Genomic DNA, 12,554 nt, shown 5'->3' on the forward strand with positions numbered 1-12,554 from the left:
GGGAAGGGCCCCGGCGCACACCACCGCGCCGGGGCCCTTCCCGTCCGGCGGCTCCGGCCTGATCCGGGAGAAACTCTCTAGGCCGCCCTGACCTCGACGCCGTGCTCGGCCGCCAGCCGGTGCAGATCGTCCAGCTCGGCCTGCTCCACGTCGGCCAGGAAGTCGTCGCCCGTCTCACGAGCCAGCGTGAGGTCCGTCTCCGCAGCCTTTATGCGCTGCAGCAGCCCTGCGGTGAATGCGTCCATGTGCGCCCCCTCGTCGTGGGTCGGTGGCACGGGGGTGTGCCTGGGGATTCCCCTGCCGCAGCAGAGGACGATCGATCACTTCCGGCACGCTTCGGGGTGGGTGCCATTACTGGGCGTGATCGCGGGTGTCTTCTCGTCCTCCCCCGGGCTTCCCCCGGAGAAACCTCAACTGGCCCGGGAATCCGGTTGATTCCCGGAACACCACCCCGGTGCTCCCGGGCGGGGACCGCCTTACAGCCGGTTTACGCGCGTAACGGGCAGGATGGATACGCACAGCCAGTGCGCAAACCTGCCCTGATCATGGGTGACGGGGCCCGGAGGAAGGAATCGAGACGTGCGCGTACTCGTCGTCGAGGACGAGCAGCTGCTCGCCGATGCGGTGGCCACCGGACTGCGCCGGGAGGCCATGGCCGTCGACGTCGTGTACGACGGAGCGGCGGCCCTGGAGCGGATCGGGGTCAACGACTACGACGTCGTCGTCCTGGACCGCGACCTTCCGCTGGTCCACGGTGACGATGTGTGCCGGCGGGTCGTCGAGCTGGGCATGCCCACCCGGGTGCTGATGCTGACCGCGTCCGGCGATGTCAGCGACCGGGTCGAGGGCCTGGAGCTGGGCGCGGACGACTATCTGCCCAAGCCCTTCGCCTTCACCGAGCTGATCGCCCGGGTGCGGGCGCTGGGCCGGCGCACGACCGTCCCGCTGCCGCCGGTCCTGGAGCGCGCGGGGATCAAGCTGGACCCCAACCGGCGCGAGGTGTTCCGCGACGGCCGGGAGATCCAGCTCGCACCCAAGGAGTTCGCCGTCCTGGAGGTCCTGATGCGGAGCGAGGGCGCGGTGGTCTCGGCCGAGCAGTTGCTGGAGAAGGCGTGGGACGAGAACACGGACCCCTTCACCAATGTGGTGCGGGTGACCGTGATGACGCTGCGCCGCAAGCTCGGGGAGCCCCCGGTGATCGTCACCGTGCCCGGCTCCGGCTACCGGATCTGAGCCGGTGGCCTCCGCTCCGGCGCCCCCCTCGGCGCCCCCGAAGCCCACCTGGGACCCGCGCGACCCCGTCCGCCCCCTGCTGCGCCCGACCATCCGGATACGGCTGACCCTGCTGTACGGCGGAATGTTCCTGATCGCCGGTGTGCTGCTGCTGTCGATCATCTATCTGCTGGCCGCGCAGGCGCTGAACTCGGGCACCTCGCTGCCCTTCAAGCTGCTCCCGGACAGCAAGATCCAGCGCACCAACGACTCCTGCAGCGCCCTGGTCCCCCGGCTCTCGGCGGAGCAGGCCAACGCCGTGCTGTCGGCGTGCTTCGCCCATGAGCGCGAGGTCGCTCTCGACGATCTGCTGCGGCGCTCGCTCTTCGCCCTGCTGGGGCTGAGCATCATCGCCTTCGCCTTCGGCTACGCGATGGCGGGCCGGGTGCTCTCACCGCTGGGCCGGATCACCCGCACCGCCCGCCAGGTCGCCGGTTCGGACCTCTCGCGGCGGATCGAGATGGACGGCCCGGACGACGAGCTGAAGGAGCTGGCCGACACCTTCGACGAGATGCTGGACCGGCTCAGCCGGGCCTTCACGGCCCAGCAGCGGTTCGTGGCCAACGCCTCGCACGAGCTGCGCACCCCGCTGGCGATCAACCGGACGCTGCTGGAGGTGCACCTCTCGGACCCGGGCGCCCCGGTGGAGCTCCAGCAGCTGGGCAAGACCCTGCTGGCCACCAATGAGCGCAGTGAGCAGCTCGTGGAGGGTCTGCTGCTGCTGGCCCGCAGCGACAACCAGACCTTCGAGCGCAAACCGGTGGACCTCGCGGAGGTCGCGAGCCACGCGGTCGACCAGACCCGCGCGGAGGCGGACGCCAAGGGGGTGGAGATCCACGCCGAGTGCGCCCCCGCGGTCGTGCAGGGCAATGGCGTCCTCCTGGAGCGCATCGCGCTGAATCTCGTCCAGAACGCCGTGCGGTACAACATCGCCGAGGAGGGCTGGGTGAGGGTGACCACGGAGGTGGCGAACGGCCAGGGCGTCCTGGTGGTGTCCAATACCGGCCCGGTGGTGCCCGCCTACGAGATCGACAACCTCTGGGAGCCGTTCCGGCGGCTGCGGGAGGACCGCACGGGCAGTGACAAGGGCGTCGGGCTCGGTCTTTCGATCGCCCGGTCGGTGGCGCGGGCCCACGGGGGACGTATCATCGCGGAGCCCCGTGAGGGGGGAGGGCTCGTGATGCGCGTCACTCTTCCCCTCTGAGAGGGTGTTCGACGTCAGACACCCCGTTCGCTTTAGGCGGAATTTTTCGGACATGTTCCGGGGTTGTGTCTGTGCGATCGATCACAGAGGCGACTTTCAGGCCATCTACTCTCCGTGATCAAGGCGCTTTCCGGAAAGCCGGTAAAAGTCCGGGTTTCCGGGGGTCAAGATGACGGGAAGTACACGGGGTGGCGCCCGTGAGCTGCGGCATTGGGATCGTGTACGGTCCCCATCGCCATCCAACCCGATCACTCTCGGGCGATCCGGTTGGGTGTCGATTGAGTAACAGACCTTGATGTGAGGCAAAATCTCCGCCTCAGGTCGGGCACAAGTCCGGCCTCTCACGCGTTACGTGCGCTGGAGACACCTAAATCACCCAGAGGGGGAGAGCGACATGGCAACGGACTACGACACCCCACGCAAGACCGATGACGACGTCGATTCCGACAGTCTTGAAGAACTCAAGGCCCGGCGGAACGACAAGTCCACCTCGACCGTCGATGTCGACGAGTTCGAGGCAGCCGAGGGCATGGAGCTGCCCGGAGCGGACCTGTCCAATGAGGAGCTGGCCGTCCGGGTGCTGCCCAAGCAGGCGGATGAGTTCACCTGCATGAGCTGCTTCCTGGTCCACCACCGCAGCCAGCTGGCCCGCGAGAAGAACGGCCAGCCGATCTGCCGCGACTGCGACTGAGGTCGGGACGGCCGTGGCAGCAGACGAGACACCGTCCAGGAAGCGGCTCTTCCGGCGCGAGAAGCCGTCGGAGGCGCACCGGGGCGGCACAGGACCTGCGGAGGGCACCGAGCCCGCTGCCGGGGACTGGGCCGCCCATCTGCCCGACCGCGTGGGAGAAGCCCGTGCGGGAGACGAGGGACGGGGCCCCGGGGCCCCGTCCGGAACGCTCCCGCACGAGGCGGCTCTCGCCACCCTCCCGGAGGGGGCCGTCGAAGCGCTCCCCGGCGAGGAGCGGCCGGGAACCCCGACCAGGTTCCGGCGGCTGAGCGCGGTGCGCGAGGGCGTCCGCAGAAGCGGTGAGGGCACCCGGGCCGCGGTCGGCTGGATCGCCGACCGGATCATCGAGAACGCGCCGCGCGTGCCGGTGCGCGATCTGGCGACCCTGCGCGCGCAGTTCCCCGGCCTGAGCCCCGAGCAGCTTGCCGACAAGCTGGTCGCGGGCGCGTCCACCGCCACCGCCACCGTGGGCGCGAGCGTGGGCGCCGCGGCGATGCTGCCCGTGCCGCCGGCGATGCCGGCCGAGCTGGCGGCGGAGATCACCGGTGTGGCCGCGATCGAGCTGAAGCTCATAGCGGAGCTGCACGAGGTCTACGGCCTGCGTCCCGAGGGCGGTCTCAAGGACCGCAGCACCGCCTATCTGACCGCCTGGTCGGAGGAGCGCGGCATCGAGGTGACCAAGCCGTCCACCTACAAGAACGCCGCCGTGCTGAGCAGCGGCCTCAAGCGCGAACTGCGCCAGCAGATCATGAAGCGCATGATCCGCAATCTGCCGAACCTGATTCCGTTCATGGTCGGCGCGGCCGTCGGTGCCGTGATGAACCGGCGGGACACCCGCCACCTCGCGGACCGGGTCCGCAAGGACCTGCGGACCAAGCAGGTCCCGTGGGACGCCCTGCCCTCGCTCCCGCCGCTGGAACAGCACGCCGAGCCGCTGGAGCCGCTGCGGAAGCCGAACGAGCTGGAGGGCTGACCTCTTCGGGGCCCCTCAGGGCCGGCCCACCGGCCCCGGGCCGTCCGGCCCGCCCGCGGGAGCCGCTCCCGCCCCTCAGGCCGCCAGCGCGGCGGCCAGCCCCTTCGGGTCCCGGGTCGACAGATAGATGTACGGGGTGGGGTCGGCCGGGTCGGTGACCTCGATCCGCACCGCCGTCGGGACATAGCTGCGCAGCAGCATGAAGGCCCGCGGGTCGGCCTTGTACGAGCGCCAGGCGCGCGCCTCCTCCGCGTTCAGCACCTCGGGCTCCCCGAGGGCCGTCAGCGGAATCCTGGCGTCTCCCGCGACCAGGGAGTCCGCCACCACCCGGATGCGGGCCGAGCCGTAGGAGCTGACCACGACCGCCGCCAGGGCGGCGGCCCCGACCAGGCCGCCGAGCATCGGCAGGGTGCCGAGGGGGAAGGTGACGAGACCGCCGGAGACGGCCACCAGCGCGGTGATGGCCCACCAGGCTCGTGGAGCGGTCAGTCGTTCGTCGTAGCGCGGGGCGGAAGGCTGCATGAGGGCAAGCTTGGCACGGTGCGGTGACCCGCCCGCCGCGCGGGTGGGCTCCACGCGGCTGTTCCCGGGCGGCGGCTCGGCCCGAGCCGGTGCGTCCGGACCGCGGGTAAGGTCTGCCCCTGTGAGCACAGCGAACCCCTCCGGCGCGGCCTCCGCGCCCGGAGCCCTGATCCCCCCGCCGGACGCCATACCGCCGGTACGCCACCCCGACGCCCCGGCCCCGGGCGAACTGCTCGGCGCCCACTACGAGCACTGTTTCGGCTGTGGCGGGGGCCAGCCCCACGGTCTGCACCTCCAGGCCCGGGCCGGCGAGGGCGTGAGCATCTCCGCCGAGTTCACCGTGAAACCCGCCCACCAGGGCGCTCCGGGGCTGGCGCACGGCGGTGTGCTGGCCTCCGCCCTGGACGAGACGCTGGGCGCGCTGAACTGGCTGCTGCGGACGATCGCGGTGACCGGGCGGCTGGAGACCGACTATGTGCGGCCCGTGCCCGTGGACACCCTGCTCCATCTCCAGGCCGAGGTCACGGCGGTGTCCGGCCGCAAGATCTACTCGACGGCCGTGGGCCGGATCGGCGGACCCGGCGGCGAGGTCGCCGTCCGCGCCCGGGCCCTCTTCGTCGAGGTCAAGCTCGACCACTTCATCGACAACGGCCGCCCGGCGGAGATCGAGGCGGCGATGGCCGATCCCGACCAGATCCGGCGCACCCGCGCCTTCGAGGTGAACCCCTGATGAACGCGTCCCCCAGCCCCGTCGACGTACTGATCCGCCGGGTCGACCCCGAGGTGCCGCTGCCGGTGTACGCGCACCCCGGTGACGCCGGTGCCGACCTGGTCACCAGCGAGGCGGCCGAGCTGGCTCCCGGCGAGCGCGCGGTGCTGCCCACCGGGGTCTCCATCGCCCTCCCCGACGGGTACGCCGCCTTCGTCCATCCGCGCTCCGGGCTGGCCGCCCGCCTCGGTGTGGCCCTGGTGAATGCCCCGGGGACGATTGATGCCGGGTACCGTGGGGAGATCAAGGTGATCGTGGTCAATCTCGACCCGCGCGAGACGGTGCGGTTCGAGAGGTTCGACCGCATTGCGCAACTGGTCGTCCAGCAGGTCGAGAAGGTGCGCTTCCACGAGGTGGCGGAGCTTCCCGGCTCGGCGCGGGCCGAGGGGGGCTTCGGGTCCACCGGCGGTCACACTGCCGTGGACGGCTCAACGGGTGGGAATCGATACGCTTCCGTCGTATCCGACCGGGAAGGACAGTGACGTGTTCGGACGTCGCAAGAAGAGTGGTTCCGCGGGGGACGCGGACGCAACGGGCGAGGCCGAGCAGGTCGTCGACGAGCGCGGCACCCAGGAGGACACCGGCACGGCCGCCGAGAGCGGCTCCCGCCGGATGAACCTTCCGCCGGCTCCGCGCCCCGATGGCCCCTGGGACATCTCCGAGGTGTCCGCGCCCGGCGAGGGCCGGGTCGATCTGGGCGGTCTTTTCGTGCCCGGGGTCGAGGGCATGGAGCTGCGGGTGGAGGTCGCGGGCGACGCGATCGTCGCGGCCACCGTGGTGCTGCGGGACAGCGCCGTACAGCTCCAGGCGTTCGCCGCGCCCAAGAAGGAGGGCATCTGGGGCGAGGTGCGCGACGAGATCGCCTCCGGCATCACCCAGCAGGGCGGCATCATCGACGAGGTCGAGGGCCCGCTCGGCTGGGAGCTGCGCGCCCAGGTGCCCGTACAGCTGCCGGACGGCACCGGCGGTGTGCAGCTGGTGCGCTTCGTCGGCGTCGACGGGCCCCGCTGGTTCCTGCGCGGAGTGATCTCCGGCCAGGGCGCGGTCCAGCCCGAGGCGGCGGGCCTCCTGGAGCAGGTCTTCCAGGACACGGTCGTGGTGCGGGGCGACGGCCCCATGGCGCCGCGCGACCCGATCGTCCTCAAGCTGCCGGAGGACGCCCAGATGGTGCCCGAGGGCGTCCAGCAGGAGGACCAGGAGAACTCCCGCTTCTCCGGGGGCATGGGCCAGCTCCAGCGCGGCCCCGAGATCACCGAGGTGCGCTGACCCCTCTCCGGGAACGTTCCGGGCCGGTGGGCCGTATTCCCTGCGGGGGGTGCGGCCCACCGGCATTCCGCCGTACTGTGCCCGGACCGATGTGTCGGACAGTTGTACGAGGGGGATTCGATGGCCGAGAACAGCGCTGCCCGGGGCGGTGCGGCCCTCACGGAGGAGCGCCCGCCCGGCCCCATGGTGCGGGTGGAGAATCTGCGCCGTTCGTACGGGACCGGCGCGGCGGCCGTCCATGCCCTGCGGGGCGTCTCCTTCGAGGTCCCGCGCGGTGAGCTGGTGGCGCTCAAGGGCCGCTCCGGCTCGGGCAAGACCACCCTGCTCAACCTGGTCGGCGGGCTGGACTCCCCCGATGAGGGCCGGGTCACCGTCGACGGCGCGGATCTCTCCGCCCTGGGCGAGAACGGCCTGCTGGAGCTGCGCCGGGACCGGATCGGCTTCGTCTTCCAGTCCTTCGGGCTGATCCCCATCCTGACCGCCGCCGAGAACGTCGGGGTGCCGATGCGGCTGCGCAGGGCCGCGTCGAAGGAGCGCGAGGAGCGGGTGGAGCTGCTGCTGGGGCTGGTCGGCCTCGCGGACCACGCCGCCCAGCGCCCGGGGGAGCTGTCCGGCGGCCAGCAGCAGCGGGTCGCCATCGCCCGGGCCCTGGCCAACCGTCCGGCGCTGCTCATCGCCGACGAGCCCACCGGGCAGCTCGACGCGGAGACGGGTCTCGCGGTGATGGAGCTGCTGCGCGCGGTGGTGCGCGCGGAGGGGGTGACGGCGCTGGTGGCCACGCACGACGCCACGCTGCTGGGGCTCGCCGACCGGGTGCTGGAGCTGAACGACGGGGAGATAGCCGCGGGCTGACCGGGCCGGGTCCGGGCGCCGAGACCGGTGGGGACGAGACCGGTGGGGACGAGACCGGTGGGAGCCCGTCCGCCGGGGGCCGGCCCCCGTCCCGGCCCGTGACAGAACAGCCGTATCAGAATCCCGTCAAGGAGAGGCCCACGGCAGCCACCCCACCCGATTTGCCCGGATCGCTCGCCGTAAGGTCATCGGAGCGCAATCGGCCGGTTCCGGTGGACCCGGCTGTTTCTGGAAGACAATGGGGCCATGGGACGCGGCAAGCTACGGATCTATCTCGGCGCGGCGCCGGGCGTGGGCAAGACCTACGCCATGCTCTCCGAGGCGCACCGCCGGGTGGAGCGCGGCACGGACTGCGTGGTGGCCTTCGTGGAGCACCACGGCCGGCCGCGCACCGAGGTGATGCTGCACGGCCTGGAGCAGATCCACCGCCGCGAGCTGGAGTACCGGGGCTCCGTCTTCACCGAGATGGACATCGACGCGGTGCTGGAGCGCCGTCCCGCGGTGGTCCTGGTGGACGAGCTGGCGCACACCAATGTGCCGGGCTCGCGCAACGGGAAGCGCTGGCAGGACGTCGAGGAGCTGCTCGCCGCCGGCATCGATGTCATATCGACCGTCAACATCCAGCACTTCGAGTCGCTCGGCGATGTGGTGGAGTCGATCACCGGGGTGCGGCAGCGGGAGACAGTCCCCGACGAGGTGGTCCGCCGGGCCGACCAGATCGAGCTGGTCGACATGTCGCCGCAGGCACTGCGGAGACGGATGGCCCACGGCAACATCTACCAGCCGGACAAGGTCGACGCGGCCCTGTCGAACTACTTCCGCCCGGGGAATCTGACCGCGCTGCGGGAGCTGGCGCTGCTCTGGGTCGCCGACCGGGTCGACGAGTACCTCCAGCAGTACCGGGGCGAGCACAACATCCGCTCCACCTGGCAGGCGCGTGAGCGGATCGTCGTCGGGCTCACCGGCGGGCCCGAGGGCCGCACCCTGATCCGGCGCGCGGCGCGCATGGCGGCGAAGGGCTCCGGCAGCGAGATCCTCGCCGTCTACATCGCCCGCAGCGACGGGCTGACCTCGGCGTCGCCGAAGGAACTGGCCGTCCAGCGGACCCTGGTGGAGGATCTCGGCGGCACCTTCCACCACGTCATAGGCGATGACATCCCGGCCTCGCTGCTGGACTTCGCGCGCGGGGTCAACGGCACCCAGATCGTGCTGGGCTCCAGCCGTCGCAAGGCCTGGCAGTACATCTTCGGCCCCGGTGTCGGCGCGACCGTCGCCCGGGACTCCGGGCCCGACCTCGATGTCCACATCGTCACCCACGACGAGGCGGGCAAGGGGCGCGGCCTCCCGGTGGCGCGCGGCGCCCGGCTGGGCCGGTCGCGGATCATCGCGGGCTGGCTCACCGGAGTCGTCGCCCCGGTCCTGCTCTCGCTGCTGCTCACCGCGGTGGACGACACCCTCGGCCTCGCCAACGACGTGCTGCTCTTCCTCTTCCTGACCGTGCTGGCGGCGCTGCTGGGCGGCCTGCTGCCGGCGCTCGCCTCGGCCGCGGTGGGTTCCTTGCTGCTGAACTTCTACTTCACTCCCCCGGTACGGACCCTCACCGTCTACGACCCGAAGAACATCGTCGCGATAGTGATCTTCTTCGCGGTGGCCGTCGCGGTGGCCTCGGTGGTCGACCTGGCGGCCCGCCGCACCCATCAGGCGGCCCGGCTGCGGGCGGAGTCGGAGATCCTCTCCTTCCTCGCCGGGAGCGTGCTGCGCGGCGAGACCACGCTCGACGCGCTGCTGGAGCGGGTCCGGGAGACCTTCGGCATGGAGTCGGTGGCGCTGCTGGAGCGCCGGAGCGATGTGGAGCCGTGGACCACGGCGGGCAGTGTGGGCCCCGAGTCGGTGGTGCGCCCCGAGGACGCCGATGTGGACATGCCGGTCGGCGACGACATGGCCCTCGCGCTCTCCGGCCGGGTGCTGCCCGCCGAGGACCGGCGGGTGCTGGCGGCGTTCGCCGCGCAGGCCGCCGTGGTCCTGGACCGGCAGCGGCTGGTGGGCGAGGCGGAGGAGGCCCGCCGGATGGCGGAGGGGAACCGTATCCGCACGGCGCTGCTCGCGGCCGTCAGCCATGATCTGCGCACTCCGCTGGCGGCGATCAAGGCGGCTGTCTCCTCGCTCCGCTCCGACGACGTGGCCTGGTCGGACGAGGACGAGGCGGAGCTGCTGGAGGGGATCGAGGACGGCGCGGACCGGCTGGACCATCTGGTGGGCAATCTGCTGGACATGTCCCGGCTCCAGACCGGGACGGTCACCCCGTTGATCCGGGTGACCGATCTGGACGAGGTGGTGCCGATCGCGCTGGTCTCCGTCCCCGTGGAGAGTGTGGAGCTGGACATCCCCGAGTCGCTGCCGATGGTCGCCGTCGACCGGGGGCTGCTGGAGCGGGCGGTCGCCAACATCGTCGAGAACGCGGTGAAGTACAGCCCCGGGGGCGTTCCGGTGACCGTGGCCGCGAGCGCGCTGGGCGACCGGGTGGAGGTCCGGGTGGCCGACCGGGGGCCCGGGGTCCCCGACGACGGCAAGGACCGCATCTTCGAGCCGTTCCAGCGGTACGGCGACGCCCCGCGCGGCGCCGGGGTGGGGCTCGGCCTCGCGGTGGCCCGGGGCTTCGTGGAGGCCATGGGCGGCACACTGAGCGCCGAGGACACCCCCGGTGGCGGAATGACCATGGTCCTCACCCTGCGGGCGGCGCCCGGGGTGGAGCCGGTCAGCGCCGATCTGCCCGCCCAGGTGACCTCGTGAGCCCTCCCCGGCGCGCGGCGGTCCCGGCCGGGGCAGCCGCGACACCGGCCGGGCCGCCCCGGCCGGCCCTGGCAGCCCGGATGAAGGCCCCGATGACCTCCATGACCCCGACACACCCGACGCACCCGACGCACCCGACGCACGACAGAGACAACAGACACGACAGAGAGGCGGGCCCGCGATGACGAGGGTGCTGGTGGTCGACGACGAGCCGCAGATCGTTCGCGCCCTGGTGATCAATCTCAAGGCCCGCAAGTACGAGGTGGACGCGGCGCCCGACGGCGCCACCGCGCTCCAGCTCGCCGCCGCCCGGCACCCCGATGTGGTCGTGCTCGACCTCGGGCTGCCCGACATGGACGGGGTGGAGGTCATCAAGGGCCTGCGCGGCTGGACCAGGGTCCCGATCCTGGTGCTCTCCGCCCGGCACACCTCCGACGAGAAGGTGGAGGCGCTGGACGCGGGCGCGGACGACTATGTCACCAAGCCCTTCGGGATGGACGAGCTGCTGGCCCGGCTGCGCGCGGCGGTCCGCCGGGCGGAGCCGGTGGGCGGCGGGGACGACGACGTGGTGGTCGTGGAGACCGACGGCTTCACCGTCGACCTGGCCGCGAAGAAGGTCCACCGGGACGGGCGCGATGTGCGGCTCACCCCCACCGAGTGGCACCTCCTGGAGGTGCTGGTGCGCAACACCGGCCGGCTGGTCAGCCAGAAGCAGCTGCTCCAGGAGGTGTGGGGGCCCTCCTACGGCACGGAGACCAACTATCTGCGGGTCTACATGGCGCAGCTCCGGCGGAAGCTGGAGGCCGACCCCTCGCACCCCCGCCACTTCGTCACCGAGCCGGGCATGGGATACCGCTTCGAACGGTCCTGATCCGGTGTCCGGCCCATGTGATCAGGTGTTCGGCCCGGGTGGAGTGACGGTGGCGGCCGGTACGCTGGTCCCATGAGTGCGCTACCCCCTCCCGGGGGATCTTCCGGGAAGGCCGCCGGGGCCGCCAGGCCCGCCGGCCGCTTCCGCCGCATGCTCGACCGGCTCTCCTCCTCCCAGCAGGACCTGGAGTCCGAGGAGCTGCGCGAGGACGCCCAGGCGTCGGGGTGCACCCGCATCGCCGAGTGCGGTGACCGCCAGATCGTGAGGGTGACTGGTACCTTGCGCACGGTCACTCTGCGTCCGCGGGCCGGGGTGCCCGCGCTGGAGGCGGAGCTGTTCGACGGCACCGCCCCGCTGGATGTCGTCTGGCTGGGCCGCCGCTCCATCGTGGGCATAGAGCCGGGCCGCAGGCTCATCGCCTCCGGCAGGATCTCCATGAGCCACGGCCGCCGTGTGCTGTTCAACCCCAAATACGAACTCCGACCGCTCGGACAGGAGTAGCCGGTGACGTCTTTCGACAAGCCGACCACGACCACACCCAACGCCCCCGGGGAGCCGGACTCCCCGGACGGCGCCTCCCCGGACGGCGCTTCCCCGGACGGGGACGACTCCAGGGCCGTCACGGAGGCGGCGCTGTTCGAGGCCTTCGGCGGGGTCCGCGGCATGGTCGAGACGGTCGTGCCAGGACTGCTGTTCGTCACGATCTACACGATCAACAAGGATCTGCACATCTCCGCGATCGCCGCGCTGGCGGTCTCGCTGGTGCTCGTCGCGGTCCGGCTGCTCCGCAAGGACACCGTGAAGCACGCCTTCAGCGGGGTCTTCGGGGTGGCGTTCGGTGTCGTCTTCGCGATGATGACCGGCAACGCCAAGGACTTCTATCTCCCGGGGATGCTCTACACCCTGGGCCTGGCGCTGGCCTACATCATCACCACCATCGCCGGGGTGCCGCTGATCGGTCTGATCCTCGGTCCGGTCTTCAAGGAGAACCTCTCCTGGCGGACCCGGAACCCCGGCCGCAAAGCGGCGTACGCCAAGGCGAGCTGGGCGTGGGGGCTGATCCTGCTCGGCAAGTGCGCGATCCTCTTCCCCCTGTACTGGTGGGCGGACACCACCCAGCTCGGCTGGGTGCTGGTGTCGCTGAAGATTCCGCCGTTCCTGCTCGCGGTCTATCTGACCTGGCTCTTCCTCGCGAAGGCGCCGCCGCCGATCGATGTGTTCGCCGAGATGGAGGCCGAGGAGCGCGCGGAGAAGGAGCGCGAGGCGGCCAGGGCGGCCGAGCGCGACGGCGTCTGACGGACGCCT

At 71.6% G+C, this 12,554-nt stretch carries 14 protein-coding genes; 12 read left to right on the top strand and 2 right to left on the bottom strand.

Annotated elements, in window-relative coordinates:
• Nucleotides 1-77: 77 nt before the first annotated feature.
• Nucleotides 78-275 carry a hypothetical protein gene (locus ABT122_RS00870; protein ID WP_351543659.1) on the bottom strand — a complete coding sequence of 66 codons (198 nt, stop codon included), beginning with the start codon at nucleotides 273-275 and terminating at the stop codon, nucleotides 78-80.
• A 304-nt stretch (nucleotides 276-579) separates the two neighbouring features.
• On the opposite strand from ABT122_RS00870, the gene ABT122_RS00875 reads away from it, so the two are divergent.
• From ABT122_RS00875 to ABT122_RS00890, 4 genes are all read left to right on the top strand, one after another.
• Entirely contained in the window at nucleotides 580-1,233 is a 654-nt protein-coding gene (locus ABT122_RS00875; protein WP_351543226.1) for a response regulator transcription factor, read from the top strand.
• A 4-nt stretch (nucleotides 1,234-1,237) separates the two neighbouring features.
• Nucleotides 1,238-2,476, top strand: a complete 1,239-nt coding sequence (locus tag ABT122_RS00880) for a sensor histidine kinase (protein ID WP_351543229.1) — start codon at nucleotides 1,238-1,240, stop codon at nucleotides 2,474-2,476.
• 394 nt (nucleotides 2,477-2,870) lie between these two features.
• On the top strand, nucleotides 2,871-3,167 hold the full coding sequence (locus tag ABT122_RS00885) for a DUF4193 domain-containing protein (RefSeq protein WP_005310959.1): 297 nt from the start codon (nucleotides 2,871-2,873) through the stop codon (nucleotides 3,165-3,167).
• Nucleotides 3,168-3,180: 13 nt separating this feature from the next.
• A complete protein-coding gene (locus ABT122_RS00890) occupies nucleotides 3,181-4,179 on the top strand; it encodes a hypothetical protein (RefSeq protein ID WP_351543232.1) in 999 nt (332 codons plus the stop codon).
• Nucleotides 4,180-4,254: 75 nt separating this feature from the next.
• Here the strand turns inward: ABT122_RS00890 and ABT122_RS00895 are convergent, their stop codons facing one another.
• Nucleotides 4,255-4,701, bottom strand: a complete 447-nt coding sequence (locus ABT122_RS00895) for a DUF3093 domain-containing protein (protein ID WP_351543235.1) — start codon at nucleotides 4,699-4,701, stop codon at nucleotides 4,255-4,257.
• 121 nt (nucleotides 4,702-4,822) lie between these two features.
• Here ABT122_RS00895 and ABT122_RS00900 point away from each other — a divergent pair, with 121 nt between their 5' ends.
• From ABT122_RS00900 to ABT122_RS00935, 8 genes are all read left to right on the top strand, one after another.
• Nucleotides 4,823-5,431: a PaaI family thioesterase gene (locus ABT122_RS00900; RefSeq protein WP_502976073.1), complete on the top strand. Its 609-nt coding sequence runs from the start codon at nucleotides 4,823-4,825 to the stop codon at nucleotides 5,429-5,431.
• Nucleotides 5,431-5,952 carry a dUTP diphosphatase gene (gene dut, locus ABT122_RS00905; protein WP_351543238.1) on the top strand — a complete coding sequence of 174 codons (522 nt, stop codon included), beginning with the start codon at nucleotides 5,431-5,433 and terminating at the stop codon, nucleotides 5,950-5,952. The genes ABT122_RS00900 and dut overlap by 1 nt, the downstream gene beginning before the upstream one ends.
• Before the next feature lies 1 nt (nucleotide 5,953).
• Nucleotides 5,954-6,736: a DUF3710 domain-containing protein gene (locus tag ABT122_RS00910; RefSeq protein WP_351543241.1), complete on the top strand. Its 783-nt coding sequence runs from the start codon at nucleotides 5,954-5,956 to the stop codon at nucleotides 6,734-6,736.
• A 120-nt stretch (nucleotides 6,737-6,856) separates the two neighbouring features.
• Nucleotides 6,857-7,588 carry an ABC transporter ATP-binding protein gene (locus ABT122_RS00915; RefSeq protein WP_351543243.1) on the top strand — a complete coding sequence of 244 codons (732 nt, stop codon included), beginning with the start codon at nucleotides 6,857-6,859 and terminating at the stop codon, nucleotides 7,586-7,588.
• 246 nt (nucleotides 7,589-7,834) lie between these two features.
• Nucleotides 7,835-10,378: an ATP-binding protein gene (locus tag ABT122_RS00920; RefSeq protein ID WP_351543246.1), complete on the top strand. Its 2,544-nt coding sequence runs from the start codon at nucleotides 7,835-7,837 to the stop codon at nucleotides 10,376-10,378.
• 181 nt (nucleotides 10,379-10,559) lie between these two features.
• Complete coding sequence (locus tag ABT122_RS00925) at nucleotides 10,560-11,249, top strand: response regulator (RefSeq protein WP_351543249.1); 690 nt, start codon at nucleotides 10,560-10,562, stop codon at nucleotides 11,247-11,249.
• Between the two features lie 150 nt (nucleotides 11,250-11,399).
• Nucleotides 11,400-11,750 carry an OB-fold nucleic acid binding domain-containing protein gene (locus ABT122_RS00930; RefSeq protein WP_194291972.1) on the top strand — a complete coding sequence of 117 codons (351 nt, stop codon included), beginning with the start codon at nucleotides 11,400-11,402 and terminating at the stop codon, nucleotides 11,748-11,750.
• Between the two features lie 3 nt (nucleotides 11,751-11,753).
• Nucleotides 11,754-12,545, top strand: coding sequence for a DUF3159 domain-containing protein (locus ABT122_RS00935; protein WP_351543252.1), 792 nt, complete (start codon nucleotides 11,754-11,756; stop codon nucleotides 12,543-12,545).
• The last annotated feature ends 9 nt before the right edge of the window (nucleotides 12,546-12,554 follow it).

Source organism: Streptomyces sp. NPDC001985, from assembly GCF_040296845.1.
Classification (GTDB): domain Bacteria; phylum Actinomycetota; class Actinomycetes; order Streptomycetales; family Streptomycetaceae; genus Streptomyces.